Genomic DNA, 21,463 nt, shown 5'->3' with positions numbered 1-21,463 from the left:
ATTATGTTTTTATGTTTTAATTCTATTCGTATTTTAAGGCATCAATTGGGTTGGTACTGGCAGCTTTGTAGGACCTCAGACTTACAGTGATAAGGRTAATGACAATGGAAAGCAGCATGGCGATCATAAAGGGCCAGACACTGAGTGGCGCTCTGTACTCAAAACCTTGAAGCCACTTGGAAACAAATATATAAGAAACAGGCCATGCGATGAGGTTGGCGATCAGTACCATCCAGAGAAACGARCTSTTCMGNNCWTNSCTAATGAGTTCTGCAGTGGATGCTCCAAGTACTTTTCGGATGGCTATTTCTTTGGTCCGCTGTGTGGCGATGAAGGAGATCAATCCAAACAGGCCTATGAAGGAGATGAAGATGACCACCCCTGCAAATACTTTAAAAAGTACGCTCATAACCCGCTCTGTCTCATAAAATGAGCTGATCTGATCGTCCATAAAGCTGGAGCTGTACACATAATCAGGAAATGTCCCGTTCCATTCGCTTTCAATGGTTTTCATGGCCTGAAGAAGCTGGCCCGGTTCCATTTTCACGGCCATAAGGTTGTAGACACTTTTGTAGGAGAACAATGCTGTGGGCTCTATTTTATCATGCAGGGAAAAATTGTTAAAGTCTTTAACGACACCAACAACCGGCATCCTACGGCCTTGAGTCTCTATAAATTTCCCAAGGATTTCATTGGGGTTGCTGATGTTGAGTTTTTTTAGCAGGGTTTCATTGACGACAGTTTCTTTAAGGGTATCTGTTTTGGACAGGGTTCTCCCTGCAATCAGTTTCAATGAAAATGTGTTGATGTAGTCGCGGTCTGTCGATTTTACGCACAGCTGGAAGTTTTCATCCTTGGTACTGTTGTATTTAAAGCTGGAGGTGTTGTTGCTGTTTGACGAAGGGGCTGCATTGCTAAAACTGACTGCTTTCACACCATTGATATGGAGTATTTTCTCCTTTAATGTGTTGAATTTTAGCTGGCTCAGACTATCGGATGGTACATCCACCAGGGCAATGGCGTTGGTGTCAAACCCTAAAGATTTGGCCCTCATGTAGCTCATTTGATTGATCACTACCAGAGTGCCTACGATCAGCACAGACGTGATGGCAAATTGGATAACCACGAGCGCCCTTCTGAGTCCGAGTGCTCCTGCATTCGCCGCACTGATCTTATTTTTTATCGCCAGCGCCGGACTAAAACCTGACACGATCATTGCAGGGTAAAAGCCAGCTAGGAAACTCACCACCAAAACCAACAGGGTCATGAAGATGAATATCACGGGATGCCCAAACAGGCTAAAAGAAATATCCCCACTGAACAGGTTTCTCATTCCCGGAAGGGCTAGTTCTGTAAGCACACTTGCAATAAGCAGTGCAATGATGGTGATCAGTGCGGTTTCACTTAAAAACTGCCATACCAATTGTTTCCGCCTGCTTCCCATTACTTTGCGGATACCAACTTCCTTAGATCTGCTCACTGCTTGCGCGGTAGCCAGATTAATAAAATTGATACAGGCAGTAAGCAATAAAAATGAACCAATAACGATCAACCCGATGATTTGACCCTCCGGCATGACCTTATTATTAAAGTTGCTGTATTTTTCATTGTAATGAACATCACTTAGGGGCTGAAAATAGTGATGTTCCTTGCCTACGTTTCCTTTTTCATAGTATTTATCGATAAGTTTCAATACAGGAGCTTTAAGCGCCGATGCATCGGCACCTTTTTTTAACAGTACATAGCATTCGGAACTCGAGCTTACAGATTGCCAGCTATGCAGGCTTTCGTCTTTGTAGGTCAGGTAAGAAATAACTACCTTGAAAGGGAAACTACTGTTATCCGGAAAATCTTCAAAAATGCCGGTGACTTTGAGGTCTAACCTGTTTTCAAACCTGATGTGCTTGCCAACGGCATCCTGCCATTTTCCAAAATATTTATCTGCCGTTTTTTTTGACAGGGTAACGGTGTTCGGGACTGATAGAGCCTTGCGGGGCTCTCCTTCAAGCCACTTGATCTTAACGATATCAAAGAACTGGGGTTCAATATAATAAACACTTGATGCTTCTTTGACTTCCGGTCTTGCACTGGTGGCCGCGACCCTGATGATACCTCCCGATTCCTGAACCGCAGCAACCCGCTCTGCTTGAGGAAAGTCATTACGCACTGCCGCTGCGAGTGGTCGTGGCACCCCTTTGGTATAAAATTCGTTTTCACCCGGATATGTCCAAGAAGTTACGACCCGGTAGATCCTGTCTTCATTTTCGTAACCCTTGTCAAAGCTCAACTGGTATCTTAAAAAGATAAAAATAAGCAGGCACGCGGCCAGTCCGATGGATAACCCTGCGATATTTATGAAGGTGTATCCTCTATATTTCCAAAGGTTTCTTAGGGCGATTTTTAAGTTCAGTTTAAACATCTCAATTCTTATTAATCTGGTTATTCGTATTTAAGTGCATTAATTGGATTTGATTTAGCTGTTCGGTAAGCCTTATAGCTTACAGTAAGCAAGGATATTGTTATTGTACCAAGGGCAGCCAACGCAATTATCCACCATGAAATTGTAGTATGGTATTCAAAATTATCCAACCATTTAATCATCGCATAGTATGCAATAGGTGCCGCTAATACAGTTGCGACAAGAATCATTTTCACAAACGACAGCGATAATAGCTGCATTAAGCTTGCTACCGAAGCACCCAGGACTTTTCTTATTCCAAACTCTTTAGTACGCTGCTCAGCACTGTAAGATAACAGGCCGAACAAGCCTAAACAAGATATAAAAATAGCCAAACCTCCAAACAGATTAGATAACAATCCCAAGGTTTTTTCCTTACTAAGTTTTTCGGCATATATAGAATTCATAAACTTGATTTCTACAGGATAAGCCGGGTTTATTTCTTTAGTAATGCTTGTAATGGTTTCTATGTTTTGTTGCAGGTTATTGTTCTCGTTTAAACGCATTGTAATTGCCCCTGTACCACCTTTGTTAAAATAAACGATCATAGGATTATTTGATTGATATGGCGAGTCCCATACATAATCGTCAAAAACGCCAATGATGGTGCAATTGCTATTAAACATTTTAACGATTTCGCCAACTGGCTTTTTCAGGCCCATTACTTTAACTGCAGAGGCGCTAACAAGAACTGCAGAAGAATCAGAAGCATATTTCTTGTTAAAATCGCGACCGCTGATCAGTTTAATTCCATTAGTACTGATATAATCGTAAGTAGTTCCAACTCTGTTGAACATCACTTTGTTTTCAGGATTTGGCATCCCGGGCCATTCTATACCAGTAAAATTAGACCCATGATGTGATAAGTTGACAGATGACTGATACATGTTTGTAACGGCCCCAGATTTTATTAATCTTGTTTTAAGCAACTCAAATTTCTCTTTCAGCTGCCCATCTTGTGGCATTTCAATCAATGCATTTACATCAAACCCAACTGGCATATTTTTTATAAACTGAATCTGCTTATAAATAACCAGCGTTGAAATGATGAGGATAATTGTGAAACAAAACTGTACAATTACCAACACCTTTCTTAAGCTCAGCGAAAAGAAGCTTCTGCCCTCTACATTTCTTTTGAGCGATTGTATAGGGTTAAAAGACGACAAATAAAATGCAGGATAACTACCCGCAATAAGCCCGGTAAGTAAAATAACAGATAAAAGTCCTAACCAGATGTAAGAGTTAAAATAAGGAATGCTCATTTTAATATTCAACAGGTTATTGAATATTGGCATAAACGCTTCAATTAATGCGATAGCAATGATTACACTAATGAATGTAAGCACCATTGATTCGGCAAGGAATTGAATAATTAAGGACCTCCTGTTTGCACCTATCGTTTTCTTTATACCAACTTCCTTTGCCCGTTTTTCAGACTTTGCTGTTGCCATATTCATGAAGTTGATACAGGCAATTAAGAGTATACCTATAGCCAAGGCAGTAAAAAGCCAGATCTGTTCAATATCTCCGCCTACACTTTTACCTTCTTCAAATTTTCCGTAGAGGTGCATTTTACTTAATGGGAAAAGAAAATTAGGCTGAGAGACCTCTTTGTTGTTTCTTTTAATGGCCTCATAAATTTTCTTATTAACCAGATCAAGATTTGCATCTGGCCTTAGGGTAACCAATGTTACGAAGCTAAAATTACTCCAGTTTAAATCTCTGGCGCCCTCATCTACTATTTCATACAGAGACCAGGGCATTAAATAATCAAATCTATTTGAGCTGTTTTCAGGAAGATCTTTTATAACTGCTGTCACGGTCAAATTCTCTTTTTCCTGATACTTAACAGTTTTGTTTAGTACATCAGTTGATCCAAATAAAGTTCTAGCCGTACTTTCTGTAAGTATTACCGATCTGGGATCTTTTAAAGCTGTTTTAGGATCACCATGGATGAATTTATAATCATACATTTTTAAAATGTCCGGTTCAGCAAACTTGGAATTCCTTTTAAATCCGTTCATTCCATTTGCAATCAACCCAGTATTACCATAGTCCATCCGGCATATGTATTTTACCTCAGGAATTTCTCGTTTAATCAGTGGAGCAAAAGCAGTTGTCGACCCATTAAAGGTTACGAAGACCTTTTCTTTGTCGTCAAGAACATTAGTCATCACTACATGTACATTTTTCGAATCTTTTGACTGTTTATCAAAGTTCAGTTCATACATTACATATAGCAATAGCATTAAACATGCTGCAAGGCCTATAGCTAAACCAACAACATTTATTATGGAAGATACCTTGTTCTTCCAAATACTCCGCAATATGATTTTAAAATTCAGTTTGAACATTTTGCCATGATTTCCTTTCAGGTTGCTAATCGTATGCCAAATTAAAAATAACCACTCATAAGGCTCATAATCAAATATTTAACATCTAAAAACAAGCTTCACCTGTCCATTATCGAACAGGCTTCGTACAATAATGAACAATATTCCGTTATTCGTATTTCAACGCATCTACAGGATTAGATTTAGCCACTTTAACAGATTGTATGCTCACGGTTAAAATGGCAATCAGAAACGATAAACCAATGGCAATAGCGAATGGCAATAYAGAWRKMRATMMTSKAAAACTATAAGCCGACAACCAGTGATTTATAATGATATAGGCAAGTGGAAAGGCGATGAGATTTGCCATAGCAACCAGCTTGATAAAATCTTTATTTAATAGCGTAAGGATATTTGCTGTACTGGCACCTAAAACTTTACGAATACTGATTTCTTTTTTACGCTGTTCTGCCATAAACAAGGCAAGACCTAATAAACCCAGGCAGGAAATAAATACGGCAAAGCCACCAAACCAGTTAGACAGCGTTCCTAACAGTTTCTCATTTTGAAGTTTTGATTCGAAATCATCATTAACAAATCTGTGGTCTACCGGAAAATCAGGGTTAAACTCCTTAATGATATTGTCTATGGTACTAACTGAAGAACTCAGATTCTGATCAGGATTTAGCCTTGCTATGATGTAATTATAATTGCTTGTTGGGTTGTACATCACCAGTGGATTAACTTTTTGATAGGGAGATTCCATTACAAAATCTTTCATTACACCAACAATTGTTACCGGAGTATCATCCCATTTTATTACTGTGCCCACAGGTTGTTTCAGCCCCATTATCTTCACTGCCGTTTCGTTAACCAGAACATTTACCGTATCGACAAACCGGGATGAAAATTCTCTGCCGGCAATAATTTTGGCACCAGTAGTTTGAGTAAAATCATAACCCGCGCCTCTGTAGTTAAATAAGATCAGGTCTTTAGGATTTTTACCTGGCCAACTAAAATCAAAGGTGGCATCGCCAAACTGATTTAAGCTATGACTAAAATAGGTGACTGAGGTAGCAGCACCTGATTTTAAAAGCTGMTMYWYKACRMTMTYCMGTTTTTCTTTTCCTTTTAGATTGCCCTGAACCGGTATTTCTACGAGGCCATTTCTATTGTAACCTATGGGTTTGTTCTTAATGAAATTTAACTGCTGATAGATTACGCCAGTACAAACAATTAAGCATGCTGCAAATACAAACTGAAAAACAACCAGCACCCTTCTTACCGAAAGTGATGAGCCGCCAATGGCAGCAAAACCCTTTAATACTTTTACAGGTTCAAATGAAGAAAGATAGAAGGCCGGGTAACTTCCGGCAATAAAACCGGTAATTATGGTTAGACCTACCAGCATACTCCAGAACTTCCAATCTTGATAATTAATAACCAGTTGAATATTGAGCAGGTTATTAAAATACGGCAAGCTTATCTCTATCAAGGTAAAAGCAACCAGCATTCCTATAAGGGAAAGCACCATAGATTCCAGAAGGAATTGCCCAATAAGTGATTTTCTTGAAGATCCAATAGCCTTACGTACGCCAACTTCTCTTGATCTTTTCTCGGACCTTGCGGTAGAAAGATTCATAAAATTAACACAGGCTATCAGAAGAATGCAAAAAGCAAGAACAATAAAAATTCTGATCTGATCTATTTTACCCCCGGTTGATTTCCCGTTTTCAAACTTATCGTACAAATGCCACTTAGACAACGGATGCATTAATCCCTCATTTTCGGAATTTTTCCAATTACGTTTATAAATGCCTTTTATCTGACCACTAACATTATCCAGGTATTTATTATCCCTCAGTTGTATTAAAGTAAGAAACGCATTGCTTCCCCAGTTGGCGTTTTTCACCCAGGTATTTAATTTTTCATTCAATGACCACGGCATCAGATAATCAAACTGAATGGTCGAATTTTTAGAAACATCTTCAATTACCGCTTCAACTTTTAATGGTTCATTGTTCTGAAATTTTACGATCTTATTAATCGGGTCTTCATCACCAAATAAATTTCTTGCCATTGTTTGGGTCAGTATAACTGAATTTGTCTCCTGTAACACCTTCATCGGATTGCCTTTGATAAACTTATAATCCAATATTTTAAGAAAGGAGGGATCTGCGAAAATAGCGGCCTTCTTAAAGTTGTTTTGCTTATAGCTTAATAATTCATTAGTGGGGGTTGAAGAATGTGAGGCATAAGCTACACCTTGAATTTTCTCTCTGATTTCCTTTGCCATTGGCGCCGGGGTGACACCATAACTAACGATATCAGTACTGCTTACCGAATTAAGATATACAACGTATGTTTTATCATAGTCCTTAAACTGCTTATCATAACTCCATTCATACGCAACATACAGTAGCAGTACCATACAGCTGGCCAAACCAATGGCCAACCCACCTACATTAATTAATGTATACCCTTTGTTTTTCCAAAGGTTACGTAGTGCTATTTTTAAGTTTAATCTGAACATGAGTTTAACATTTAAAGGTTATCTGTTATTCATATTTCAAAGCATCAATAGGATTTGCTTTTGCCACTTTAACTGATTGTACGCTGACTGTGAGTATGGCTACAATAAGGGATAGCACCGCTGCTATAACAAAAGGCAGAGCTGAAATACCAACTCTAAATTCATAAGCGGACAGCCATTTGTTAACGATGATATAAGCAAGTGGAAAAGCAATAAGATTAGCAATACTTACCAGTTTAACAAAGTCTTTATTTAACATCGTCAAAATATTTGCAGTACTAGCACCTAGAACTTTACGGATACTGATTTCTTTTTTACGTTGTTCTGCAATGAATAACGCTAAACCTAACAAGCCCAGACAAGAGATAAATATTGCAAAACCGCCAAACCAATTGGAAAGGGTGCCAAGGAGTTTTTCATTTTGAAACTTATATTCATAAGTATCTGCTACAAACCTCCTATCTATAGGGAAATCAGGATTTAAAGCTTTAACAATTTCATCAATCTTTTCAACGGAGGCACTTAAATTTTGGGCAGGATTTAGCCTGATGATAACGTTACTAAACTCTTCAGGCCTGTTATAAATAATCATCGGCTTCGATGTTTGGTAAGGCGATTCAGTTACTACATTTTTCATTACCCCTATAATCGTAACTTTGGATCCATTAAAATCGATCTTTGTACCAATAGATTGTTTTAATCCCATTACTTTTATTGCTGCCTCATTAACGAATACATTAAGTGAATCGGCTTTTCTTAAGAATTCCCTCCCACTAATCATCTGTGCCCCGAGCGTCTTAGTAAAATCATAGCCAGCACTACGGTAATTAAACAGCACCTTATCATTTACATTTTTACCAGGCCATTCAACACTGAATGTATTATTTCCCTCATCACCTAATGGGGTGCTGAAGTAAGTTACACTTGTCGCCGCCCCTGATTTTATAAGCTGATCTTTAAGAACATCCAGTTTCTCACTGTTAACGAAATTGCCCTGTGCTGGCATTTCTATTAACCCACCATTATTATAACCAATTGGCTTATTCTTAATGTAGTTTAACTGCTGATAAATAACTGCAGTGCAGATAATTAAACAGGTTGCAAAGCTAAACTGAAAAACAACTAATATTTTACGAATTGAAAGTGAAGAGTTGCCAACATTGCTAGCCCCTTTTAATACTTTAACCGGCTCAAAAGAGGACAGATAAAAGGCTGGATAGCTCCCGGCAATAAAACCTGTTGCTAAAGTTAAACTGACTAACGCCACCCAAAACTTCCAGTCCTGATAATTTATAGCCAAACTGATATTTAACAATCCGTTAAAGTATGGCAAACTGACCTCTATTAAAATAAAGGCGATAACCATACCCATTGTTGCGAGCAACATTGATTCTGTCATGAACTGACCAATGAGCGATTTTCGGGAGGAACCTATCGCTTTGCGTACACCAACTTCTTTCCCCCTTTTCTCCGATCTGGCAGTAGAAAGGTTCATGAAATTTACACAAGCGATTAAAAGAATACAGAAAGCAAGGATAAAAAAGATTTTGATTTGGTCTATTTTGCCTCCTATTGACTTCCCATTCTCAAATTCACCATATAAATGCCATTTTGATAAAGGATGAAGCAGAGCTTCGCCATTGGCGTCTTTTGAATTCCTGGAATAAATCCCCTTCATAAGCCCATTCGCTTTTTCGAAAAAACTGTTGTCTTGTAATTGCACCAGTGTTAAACAGAAATTGCCGCCCCAACCTGCATCTTTTACCCATGGGTTTTGATTGGCATAGAGTGCCCATGGCATTAAAAAATCGAATCTGATACTATTGTTTGCTGGGATATCCTCAATAACGGCTTCTACCTTCAGGATGTCTTTGTTGTTAAATTTTACCGTTTTATTTAATGGGTCTTCATCGCCAAACAGATTCTTCGCCATGGTTTCTGTCAGGATCACTGAATTAACCTCTCTTAGTACCTTATCAGGATTCCCCTTTATAAATTTATAATCCAATATTTTGAGAAAAGAAGGCTCAGAATAAACCGCACTTTTTTTGAACTTCTTTTCTCCGTTACTAATTAACTGATCATTAGGATATGTAGAATGCGAGGCATACGCTGCGCCAGGTATTTTTTCTTTAATTTCATTGGCCATAAGACCTGGTGTCCATGCCCAGCTAAATACCTGCGTATTGGCTTTGGAGTTATTATATACCACATAGGTTTTATCATAGTTCTTAAACTGCTTATCGTAACTCCACTCGTAAGCAACATACATCAGCAATACCATACAGCTTGCTAAACCAATAGCCAGGCCACCTACATTAATCAATGTGTAAGCCTTGTTTTTCCAAAGGTTTCTTAATGCGATTTTGAGATTGAGTTTAAACATTTTGGTTAAGTTTAGGTTATTCGTATTTCAAGGCATCAATTGGGTTTGCTTTTGCCACTTTTACTGACTGCACACTGACAGTGAGAATCGCTATAATAAGTGATAGAATTGCTGCTATTACAAATGGGACAACAGAAATAGACACTTTAAATTCATAGCTAGACAACCATTTATTAATAATGATATAAGCCAGTGGAAATGCAATTACATTGGCAATAGCTACCAATTTTATAAAATCCTTATTTAGCAGTGTTAGTATATTGAAATTGCTGGCACCTAAAACTTTACGGATGCTGATTTCTTTTTTACGTTGTTCTGCCATATAAAGTGCCAACCCTAATAAGCCCAGGCAAGAAATAAACACTGCGAAACCGCCAAACCAATTGGATAAAGTACCCAGCAATTTTTCATTTGCAAACTTATCTTCAAAAGAATCGTCCACAAATGTTCTGTCTACCGGATATTCAGGATTAAGTGTCTTTACAATATTATCTATTTTAGCTACCGAAGCACTAACATTTTGGTCAGGATTTAACCGCGCTATAATAAATCTGGCTGAACCTTCACTCATACCAATTAAGACCGGTTTAGCCTTTTGGTATGGAGATTCCATTACATAATCCTTAAGCACCCCAACGATAGTTACATCTGAATTACCCCATTGTATCTTGCTCCCTACCGGCTTAGACATCCCCATAATCTTTACAAGAGCCTCATTTACCAAAACATTGGCAGAATCAGCAAACTGAGGACTAAAATCTCGACCAGCCGCTAGTTCCATGGCAGTTGTTTTAACCAGGTCGTAATTTGTAAACCTAAAATTTATCAGGATCTTATCGTTTAAATTTTTACCTGGCCACCTTACATCATACCCGTTATTGCCACCACCAGTTAATCTTTGCGAAAAATTAGTTACTGATATTACGGCACCTGATTTAAGTAATTGGTCTTTGAGTATTTCTCTTTTAGCCGGAGTTTTCAAATTCCCCTGTATCGGAATTTCCACCAGGTTATTTTTATTGTATCCAATTGGCTTATTTTTWAWGWWMKKMAATTGCTGATAGATAACGATGGTGCAAACAATTARACRSKCTKCMRATMYWARCTNNAWARSYWCSAGNCMKKWRSGSMCWGRYARKGMAGNNWAYKAYSSRATMAANGNTWAWKSCCTTAANGNNYAYKYTWATTNGMSYWWRWGATGAAAGATAAAAAGCAGGATAACTACCCGATAACAAACCCGTTAAAACTGTTAAACCGAATAGTGTAGTCCAGAATTGCCAGTTGCTGTAATCAATGGATAATTGAATTCCTATTATGCTATTAAAATAAGGCAAACTAATCTCTATCAATACAAAGGCAATAAGCATACTCATTAAGGCCATAAGCATTGATTCCATCATAAACTGCCCTACCAGGGCCTTCCTGCTGGAACCTATAGCCTTACGTACCCCAACCTCTTTGGCTCTTTTCTCAGAACGGGCTGTAGATAGGTTCATGAAGTTTACACAGGCAATAAGGAGGATACAAAAGGCAAGTAAAAAGAAGATTTTCAATTGGTCAATTTTGCCTCCAACAGGCAAACCATTTTCAAATGTGCTATACAAATGCCATTTAGATAATGGGTATAAAAAAAGCTCACCATTGCTGGTTTTATCGTGAGATTTGATCATACGATGAAACTGTTTATTGGCATTTTCGAAGAAAGAATTGTCTTTAAACTGAACAAATGTTAAACAAAAATTAGTACCCCAGGATGCATCTTTTGTCCATTGATTTAGTTTTTCATACAAAGCCCATGGCATCAGAAACTCATATTGAATACTGCTGTTATTTGGCACATCAGCAATAACTCCTTCGACTTTTAACTCTTCGCTATTATCAAGCTTTAATGTCTTATTCAAAGGATCTTCATTCCCAAAAAGATTTTTTGCCAGTGTTTCTGTAAGCACTATGGAATTGGGGTTTTTCAGAAACTCAGCAGGATTTCCTTTAAGCACCTTTAGGTTGAATATCTTAGTGAAATCTGCATCTACAAACACGCTTGCTTTTTTAAAACTGTTTTGCTTATAGGTGACTAACCTGTCAGTTGGATAATCTAACCTTGCAATCTTTTCTATCCCAGGAACCGTTTGTTTTGCCTCAGATGCCAACACTCCGGGAGTAGCAGCAAAACTGAAAGTTTCGGTAGGTGTTTTCTGATTGTTATAAACAATATAGGTTTTATCGAAGTCTGTAAATTGCTTATCATACCCCCATTCATAGGCAACATAAAGTAATAAGATCATGCAACTGGCCAGTCCAATACCCAAGCCACCAATATTTATAAGTGTAAACCCCTTATTTTTCCAAAGGTTGCGTAACGCAATTTTTAAATTCAGTTTAAACATTTTAGGTTAGGTTTAGGTTATTCGTATTTTAATGCATCAACAGGATTGGCTTTTGCGGCTTTATATGCTTGAAAACTTACCGTTAAAAAGGCGATTAGGCTTGTACCAAAAATCGCTACGGCTATAATCCACCACGAAATTGGGGTGCGGAATTCAAAATGTCCTAACCATTTCTTCATGAGATAATAGGCAACCGGTACACCAATGATAACTGCTACCAAAATCATTTTCATAAACGATACGGAAAGCAGTTGCATGATACTGGCTACCGATGCCCCCAAAACTTTACGTACACCAAATTCTTTAGTGCGCTGTTCTGCACTGTATGCTGCCAGCCCAAATAACCCTAAGCAGGATATAAATATAGCCAGCCCGCCAAATAGATTCGATAAAATACCGAGAACTTTCTCTCCCTGTAGTTTTTTGGCATACAGATCATTAACAAACTTCAAATCAACCGGATAAGCCGGGTTTATTTGTTTAGTTACCTGGGTGATCAATTCAACATTTTTGGTCAAACTATTATCTGGGTTAAGGCGCATGGTAATCTGACCACCCCATCCCTGACTAAAAGCAACTACCATTGGCCGGTCAGTATAATATGGGGAGCCCCAAATGAAATCTTTGAATACACCAACTACAGTAAAATCATTCCCATGGTATTTTACAGGTGTACCAATTGGGTTTTTAAGTCCCATCAATTTCACTGCAGTACTACTCAACATCAGCGCGGCAGTATCTGAAGCAAATGATTTAGAGAAATCACGTCCGGCAACCAGTTGTATTCCATTTGTTTTGGTAAAGTCGTAGGTAGTAGCAATTTGGTTAAAAATTACATCCTTATCTGCCTTGGTCATACCAGGCCATTCAAAATTCCAAAAACTGGAACCACTATTGGATAAACTTCCTGATGATTGACATAGGGCCGTAACTGCGCCTGATTTTAACAGTTCTGTTTTAAAAAGATCAAACTTCTTGCCCAGTTCTCCTTCCTGTGGCATCTCAGCCAAAAGATTAAGGTCATAACCTACTGGCCTGTCTTTGATAAATTGGACCTGCTTGTAAATAACCAGGGTAGCAATAATGAGGATAATTGCAAAACTAAACTGACCAATAACCAGTACCTGCCTTAAACTAACAGGAATAGCTTTTGTTCTTGTAATTTTTCTTTTTAGGGTTTGTATAGGATTAAAAGAAGAAAGATATAAAGCAGGATAACTTCCAGATAATAACCCCGTTAACAGGATTATAGTTGTAATACCAACCCAATAGCCGGTACTGTAATAATCAATACTAAGTTTTATATTAAGCAGGTTATTAAATGTTGGGAGTAGGATTTCGACCAATACAATGGCCACCAATACACTAATAACAGTTAGTAAAATCGATTCTGTGAGGAATTGAGAAATTAAGGAAGCCCTGCTTGCCCCTATTGTTTTTTTAATACCTACTTCTTTTGCCCTTCTTTCGGATTTGGCTGTTGCCATATTCATAAAGTTAATACAGGCAATAAACAGGATACCTAACGCCAAGGCAACAAATAGATAAATGCGTTCAATATCACCACCCACACTTTTCCCATTGTCAAATTTCCCGAACAAATGTCTATCGGATAGTTTAAATATAAAGGATTCATCGGTTGAATTGCCGCTGTTCTTTTTTATAATTCCTTTCATCTTTGAATTTATCAAAGGAATGTTTGCCTGTTCATTTACCCGAACTACGGTTTGCCAGTTGTAATTGCCCCAGTCGGGTCTTTTTACCCAATCAGATAGTGCTTCAAATAAAGACCATGGCATCAGAAAATCGAATGTATTTGTGCTATTGGCGGGCAAATCCTTAACAATGCCTGTAACTGTTAAATCTGCTTCGTTGTTATAACGTACTGATTTGTTAAGTGCATCGCCATCCTTAAACAACAATTTTGCCATTCCTTCGGTTAAAACCACCGATTTAGGTGTATTTAAAGCAGTAAGCGGATTGCCAGCTATAAATTCATAATTAAATATTTTAAGAACATCCGGATCGGCATATTTAGATTCTTTTTTAAAGCTATTTTCACCATTAGCTATTAACTGTTGGCCATTATTACTGATACGGCTAATCGCCTCAACATCCGGAATTTCTTGTTTTATAACCTGGGCTATCGCATTGCTTGTTAGATCTACGGTCCCCTTGATGCTACCTTTAGCATCAACAAAATTGGTCATTACCTGATAAACATTTTCCGAGCGCTTAAATTGCTTATCAAAACTCCATTCATAGGATACATATAGCAGCAACAAAAGGCATGAAGCGAGTCCTATTGCTAAACCAACAACATTAATTATTGATGAGGTTTTATGCTTCCACAGGTTTCTTAAAGCTATTTTTAAATTGAGTTTGAACATTTTGTGTTATTTAAGGTTATTCATATTTTAATGCATCAGCAGGATTTGTTTTCACCGCCTTTCGGGCCTGAATGCTCACGGTAAGTACAGTGAGAACCGTGGATAATAATGCGGCAATAAAGAAAGGAAAAAGAGGAATGTCTATTCTATAGGCAAAGGTTTCTAACCATTTCTTTGCCAGTACATACGCCAGGGGCCAGGCAATAAGATTAGCAATCAATACTATTCCAATGAAAAAGGTATTTAGCATTTTAAACATCTGAAAATCTGTTGCACCAAGTATTTTCCTGATAGATATTTCTTTAATTCTATTGTTGGTTGTAAATGCAGAAAATGCAAAGAGCCCCAATACCGCGATAAATATGGTTAGCATTGCTGCAAAGAAAAATACGGACTGAAGTTGCTCCTGTTTTTTAAATAGCTTACCATACAACTCATCCAAAAATTCATACCTGAAATCTTCACCATCAAGCGTATTAATTTCAGACCATTGCGACTTAAGTGCTGCAAGCGCAGAAGTCATATTACTTTGGTCGATACTTACCATTATCTTTACTTTCTTGTCATTGCATGGATTCTTTATCGCATATATTGTTGGTGCTACAGCCGCTTCAAAACCCTGAGCTTTAAAGTCCTTTACAACACCAACTATTTTATAATCCATATTGCAACCTCTAATTATCTTACCTACAGGATTAGTTACTCCGTAACGTGCCACTGCAGTTTCATTCAGAACCGCCGAAACGGCTGTATCAGCAATAAAATCTCTGGAAAAAAAGCGCCCGCTTTTTAACTTAATACCCAACGTTTCAAAGTAATCAAAGTTCACATCCAGAAAGTCCATTGATAATTCCTTACTTTCTAATTTGTAATTATTTGTGCCGGGATTAGATCCATCGGGTATGTCTGAAGCTACAGTTACGTTGTTCACTCCAGGTATTTTCATTATTTTGTTTCTTGCACTTTCAAAATCTTTAGGCTTGTTATAGAACTGGATATTTTTAATAAAAACAACTTGAGATGGTTTAAATCCTTTATCTTCTGCTTTCATGTATTTTAGCTGATTATTTACAATCAGCAAACCGGCAATAAAGATGATGGCGATTACAAACTGACCTGCTAAAAGAGAATTCCTTAGCCAAAGCGTTTTGTAGCTGGTTTGTATATTACCCTTTAAAACTGATGCCGGTTTATAGCCGGAAAGTACCAGTGCAGGATAAATACCGGAGATCACCGTAACACCTAGTAATATTAATAGAAGTTGGCCAAAAAGAGTTGTATTCCCATACCAGATAGACAATGGAATACCAAATAAATTATTAAACAAAGGGAGCAGCATTTCGGCTAGAATAAGCCCTAATATTAAAGCCAGCAAACATTGCATAAATATCTCTGTAAGAAACTGAAACGTAAGGTTAAAGCGATAAGCCCCCAGCACTTTTTTTACTCCAACTTCCTTTGCCCGTTTAGTAGCCTGAGCAATAGTAAGATTTGTAAAGTTGATGCAGGCTATAATGATAATCAGGATACCTAAGCCAAAAAGTGCGACTACAATCTTATAATTAGTATCGTTGCCCGCCATTGGTTTTAAATGCAGGTTCTTTAAAGGATCCAGAAAGATAACAGAACGCCCTGCAATTCTACGGTCGTTTGCAGGCATACCTCCTTTAACAAGCTCTGCCTTGTATAGCTGATCTATCTTTTCCTGAAGTGCTTCAATATTTGCTCCATCTTTAACCTGTATAAAGGTTTTAAAATTATTTGTGCCGTAATCCTTATTGCCAAAACCTATATCCTTTGAAAGCGATACAAGATCAAATTTTATATTAGAATGTTCATCTGTCCTTTCTATTGTACCAAATAATTTAGCTGATTGTGCAGCGTTTTTGGGGCCAAGGCCAACTATTATAGGAAATACCACTTTCTGGTTTGGAAATAGCTGCTGAACAAATAGCTTCGGCATATATGCCTGCAACCCGGGGTCGTTCTCATCAACTGACTTTGTATCTGGCCAGATGTTAAACATCTTTGCAACTTTAAAATCCATCAACAAAGCTTTAGTAGACCAAATCCTGCCCTTGTCTGTATTGAGCGGAAATTCAAACCAAGTAGGAGTCATTTTTCCAGCGACCTCTACTTCCGGAAAATTATCTTTAATTAATTTCGCCAGAGGTGCAGGTGTATATTCGGTTTTAAAATCGGGCAAGCTTCTGCCTACCTGATAAATTCTGTCATAGTTTGGCACGTCTTTATCATAGCTCGTTTCATAAGTAACATATAGAATAACTAATATAAAAGCCGCCAAAGCAATAGCAAGTCCGCCAATATTAATTGCGGTATAAACCTTGTTTTTCCAAAGGTTCCGTAGGGCTATTTTGAGGTTGAGTTTAAACATGCTGATTATTCGTATTTAAGTGCATCAATTGTGTTTGCCACTGCGGCCTTATATGATCTTAAACTCACAGTAATTAGGGTAATCAGCATGGAAATACTCATGGCCAGCACAAAAGGCCATATCGTTAGATCCATACGGTAGGCAAAACCAGACAACCATTTATTGACAAATAAATAAGCCAGTGGCCAGGCAATTAGATTTGCAATGAAAACCATAATCAAAAAAGAGCCGTTCAACATTTTCACTAATTCAATGGTCGAAGCACCTAAAACTTTTCTGATTGCTACTTCACGAGTCCTTTGGGTAGCGACAAAAGAAATTAAGCCGAACAAACCGATAAATGAGATGAAAATAATTACGCCTGCAAAAACTTTAAACAATGCACCGGTTACTTGTTCGCTCTCATAATATCCGTTTATTCTGTCGTTAACAAAACTTGCCTGATAAATACCGTTTGGAAAAGTGTTGTTCCAAATTCTTTCTACCTGTTTCATTGCAGGCATAATTTGTTTAGCATCTATTTTAATAGCGACATTCCAATATTCTTGTTTGCCAGGAAAAATTGCAATTCCTGAAATACTTTCTTTTAGTGATTTATCATTATAATCTTTAATTACGCCGGTAATTGGTAGGATGTTGCCGCTTGCATCTATAACTTTACCTATCACCTCCTGAGGGTTTGTGACATTAATTTTTTTCAGAAATGTTTCATTTACCACACATCCATTAGCCGTATCACTTTTCAGAAAAATCTTACCTGCAATTAGTTTGAGGTCAAAAAGCTTGAAATAACTTTCATCTGCTCTTACAGTTCTTAATTCAAAATCTTTATTTTTTATTCCGTTATAGGTGAAATCAGTTGAATTTACATCGCTTGATAATGGTGCTGACTGGCAAAAACTAAGGGACTCAATCCCAGGGACCTGCAATATCTGCTCTTTAAATGTATTATATTTAGTCTTGCTTGTGCTATCGGTCAAAATGCCAACCATTGCAACTGCGTTCGGGTCAAAGCCTAAAGATTTTTGTTGCACATATTTCATTTGCCTGATGATTACCAATGTCCCGATAATCAAGACCACAGTTATTGAAAATTGAACGACAACTAAAATTTTACGAAGGCTTAAACTGCCACCATTTAAAGAAATTTTATTTTTTATAGCCAACACAGGGTTTAATCTGGAAATGATAAGTGCAGGATAAAAGCCTGCAAGAAAACCCACAAAAACAACCAAAAGCGCCATGAATACTAAAATGCTCATGTGGCTGAAAAGACTAAATTCAATTTGGTCTTTAAAAAGATTTTGCATTGACGGTATTGCCAGTTCGGCAATAACACAGGCAATTAACAACGCCATTAAACTTTGAGCAAAGGTTTCGGTTAAAAACTGTGCAATAAGTTGTTTCCGCTTGCTACCCATAACCTTGCGAACACCAATTTCTTTTGAGCGATTTACCGATTGAGCAGTGCTTAAATTTACAAAATTGATACATGCTGTTAGAATAAGGAACAGGCCAATTATTGCTAACCCATAGATTTCGCTTTTACCAATAGTAGATTCAAGGAAATTATCATATTGTGTACTAAAGTGAATATCTCTTAATGCCTGAAGTTTATTGTTTTGATTACCAGCAATTTTTTGAATCGGATAATACTTTTTATTAAACTTATCTAAAGGCACCTGCATATCAGCAAGGCTTACTCCGTCTTTTAAAAGAACATAACTTGATGAGCTGGAATTAACAGAATCCCAGTTCGTGATATTCCGGCCGTAATATGTCTGATAACTGATAACGATCCCAAGCGGAAAACTGCTATTTTGAGGCATGTCCTGTATTACGCCTGTTACCTCAAGGTTTGTTTTGGTACCTAATGTAATGGTTTTGCCAACGGCATGTTCTGCTGTCCCGAAAAACTTAATTGCAAATGCTTCGGATAAAACGACGGTATTAGGCTTAGATAGTGCTTGTTGGGGATTGCCATATTGCCATCTGATATCATTAAAAACTTCAAAAAAATCAGGGTCCGCATAATATACCGCTTCCTGTGTTTTAATGACCTCTCTTCCTGTCTGGTCTTTCACATGCAAAATACCACCACGCTTTANTNYCGARSCNANNTTTKCNAANYYWRSWWTTTCRKKWNNNNCAGCAGNANNAAAAGGAACAGGAACTCCTGCAGAGTAATCATCAAANNGGCAKTNTNNTTCCRMTTGGKWWCNRYTMTSARWWWTMTTTCTTCATTTTTATATCCCTCATCAAAACTCAGCTGGAAACGGATAAACATAAAAATAAGGATACAGCTGGCCATTCCAATTGAAAGACCAAGCACGTTTATAAAAGTATATCCCTTGTTTTTCCAGAGGTTCCGCAGTGCTATTTTAAGATTCAGTTTAAACATAGTAGCCTAATTGTTAAGGTGATTAGATCAATTCCTCCGTGCGCCCTTTATTTATTTTTTCAGAAATAACATGTCCATCTTTTAAGTTGATGATCCTGTTAGAAAAACTGGCATCATGTGAAGAGTGCGTTACCATTACAATGGTAGTTCCTGTTTCGTTCAGCTCACACAATAACTCCATTACTTCATTCCCATGAGAGCTATCCAAATTACCCGTAGGCTCATCGGCAAGTACCAGTTTAGGTTTGGTTACCAATGCTCTGGCAACAGCAACACGCTGTTGCTGTCCTCCAGAGAGTTGTTGTGGGAAGTGTCCGCTTCGGTTTACAATATTCATTCGTTCTATAATCTCATTTACAAGGCGCTTGCGTTCGCCCGCAGCAACTTTATTATAGATCAGCGGCAGTTCAATGTTTTCAAAAACTGTCAGTTCATCAATCAGGTTAWASYTCNRKMWTACGAATCCCATATTGCGTTTTCTGAAGTTAGAGCGTTCTCTGTCGTTCAGTTTCAAAAGCTCAGTATCAATAAATTTATAACTACCACTTTCCGGCTTATCCAGCAAACCCATTACATTTAATAAGGTAGACTTGCCGCAACCGGAAGGCCCCATTATAGAAACAAACTCTCCTTCTTTTACATGAAGATTAATACCATTTAAGGCAGTTGTTTCTATTTCTTCAGTTTTGTAAACTTTTTCCAGATTTTCAATTTTTATCATGGTTATATTTTTATGGTGTTAATCTATTTTATTTATGCTATTTTTTCATTTTAGTAATAGAAAAGTTTCTCTGCTCCTCGCACAGATCCAGAGAAGGTCTTTTCTATTTAACTAACTAAAACTAAACTAATTTCTATTTACTAACTTCAATTATATCGTACTGATTGAACTGATCGTAAGATGAGGTAATTACTTCCTCATTCTTTTGTAAGCCTTCCAGTACCTCATAATACAAGTGGTTTTTACGTCCAATCTTTATATTTCTTTTTGTTGCTTTTCCATCCTTAATTACAAATGCCCATGATCCACCAGTACTTTGAAAAAACTGTCCTTGTGCAAGAAGTAACGATTTACTGTTGTCAGACAAAGTTAGTTTTACCTGCAACGACAAACCTCTTCTTAAGCCATCTGGCGATGCACCATCAAATGTTAATTCAATCTGGAACTGGCCGGCAGTTACCTCAGGGATTACCTTTTTAACCGTTAAGCGGTAGGTTTTACCGTTAAATTCACAATTTGCAGACTGGCCTTCTTTTACCCTGTTAATGTAATATTCGTCAACGCCGGCCTGTAATTTATAACCCTGTAACACATCAATTTTACCAAGCATTTCATTGGCATTATATGATTTACCTGTTACCGGATCATATGATGATAAGCGACCGGCAACGGGAGCTTTAATGGTCATATTCTCAATGTTCTGCCTAATGGTTTCTAAACTTTCGTTCATTCTGCTTATAGAGAAATCTATTTGTTGCAATTGCATCGTACGACTCTGGTTCTCTTGCTTTACAGCTTCTCTCAGGATTTTTTTACGACCTTGATAATATTCGTAATCCTGACTTGATATATTAAACTCCTGCAAAGTGATCACCTTTTTCGAAAACAATACACTGTCTATTTTATACTTGCGGCTTGCTGTTCTCAAACTATTTTCAATTTCCATCATATCCTGGCTCATCACCCTTTGGTTCTGTTCAAGGTCTAACCTAAGCTTGCGCAGCTGATTGATCTGTTCAATTATGCTGGTTTCACTCGAAGTGTAATTAGATAATGCATTAGGGTTTGTTATTCTTAAAAGGGGTGTTCCTTTTACTACACTGGCTCCATTTTCAGTAAAGATCTCTGCAACAGTACCACCTTCAGGAGAACTGACAATTACTGAAGTTAAGGGAACAACACTGGTATTTAATAAAACTACATCTTCAAAATCTCCATAAAGTACTTTATTGATGGTGATCTTATCGGGATCGGCATTGTATACTTTGTTTAAAGATAAACTGTAACCATATGCTACAAGACCCACAAAGATCACTCCTCCTACCAGCATAAGGATTGTTTTCTTATTGAATCTTTTTTTCTCTATTTTCTTATCCATTTTATTTTCTACGCTTAACACTTACCGCTAAGCCAAGTATATGCCAACTGCTCAAATAACTTTTACATACCTGTAAATCAA

The 21,463-nt window shown here is 37.5% G+C and carries 7 protein-coding genes and 4 pseudogenes; all 11 read right to left on the bottom strand.

What is annotated here, in order from left to right; translation table 11 throughout:
* Positions 1-22 precede the first annotated feature (22 nt).
* A pseudogene (locus N824_RS06820) lies at positions 23-2,419 on the bottom strand (ABC transporter permease).
* A 20-nt stretch (positions 2,420-2,439) separates the two neighbouring features.
* Positions 2,440-4,812 (bottom strand): ABC transporter permease, encoded by a 2,373-nt coding sequence (locus N824_RS06815; protein ID WP_048904378.1) that lies wholly within the window; start codon positions 4,810-4,812, stop codon positions 2,440-2,442.
* Positions 4,813-4,960: 148 nt separating this feature from the next.
* Positions 4,961-7,324: pseudogene (locus tag N824_RS06810) on the bottom strand (ABC transporter permease).
* 25 nt (positions 7,325-7,349) lie between these two features.
* Positions 7,350-9,710 carry an ABC transporter permease gene (locus N824_RS06805; protein WP_048904376.1) on the bottom strand — a complete coding sequence of 787 codons (2,361 nt, stop codon included), beginning with the start codon at positions 9,708-9,710 and terminating at the stop codon, positions 7,350-7,352.
* A gap of 16 nt (positions 9,711-9,726) precedes the next feature.
* The gene (locus N824_RS06800; RefSeq protein WP_052334071.1) at positions 9,727-10,716 is read right to left on the bottom strand and encodes an ABC transporter permease; all 990 of its coding nucleotides are present in this window, start codon (positions 10,714-10,716) and stop codon (positions 9,727-9,729) included.
* Positions 10,717-10,744: 28 nt separating this feature from the next.
* A pseudogene (locus N824_RS06795) lies at positions 10,745-12,097 on the bottom strand (ABC transporter permease).
* Between the two features lie 17 nt (positions 12,098-12,114).
* Positions 12,115-14,487 (bottom strand): ABC transporter permease, encoded by a 2,373-nt coding sequence (locus tag N824_RS06790; protein WP_048904375.1) that lies wholly within the window; start codon positions 14,485-14,487, stop codon positions 12,115-12,117.
* A 16-nt stretch (positions 14,488-14,503) separates the two neighbouring features.
* On the bottom strand, positions 14,504-16,882 hold the full coding sequence (locus N824_RS06785; RefSeq protein ID WP_048904374.1) for an ABC transporter permease: 2,379 nt from the start codon (positions 16,880-16,882) through the stop codon (positions 14,504-14,506).
* Between the two features lie 5 nt (positions 16,883-16,887).
* The gene (locus N824_RS06780) at positions 16,888-18,966 is read right to left on the bottom strand and encodes an FtsX-like permease family protein (RefSeq protein ID WP_048904373.1); all 2,079 of its coding nucleotides are present in this window, start codon (positions 18,964-18,966) and stop codon (positions 16,888-16,890) included.
* A gap of 339 nt (positions 18,967-19,305) precedes the next feature.
* Positions 19,306-20,004 (bottom strand): annotated as a pseudogene (locus tag N824_RS06770) (ABC transporter ATP-binding protein).
* A 133-nt stretch (positions 20,005-20,137) separates the two neighbouring features.
* Positions 20,138-21,382, bottom strand: a complete 1,245-nt coding sequence (locus N824_RS06765) for an efflux RND transporter periplasmic adaptor subunit (RefSeq protein WP_048904717.1) — start codon at positions 21,380-21,382, stop codon at positions 20,138-20,140.
* Positions 21,383-21,463 lie beyond the last annotated feature (81 nt).

The organism is Pedobacter sp. V48, assembly GCF_000523515.1.
In the GTDB taxonomy this organism is placed as follows: domain Bacteria; phylum Bacteroidota; class Bacteroidia; order Sphingobacteriales; family Sphingobacteriaceae; genus Pedobacter.
The sequence above is the reverse complement of the archived record's forward strand: the minus strand, read 5'-3'. Positions and strand labels throughout refer to the sequence as shown.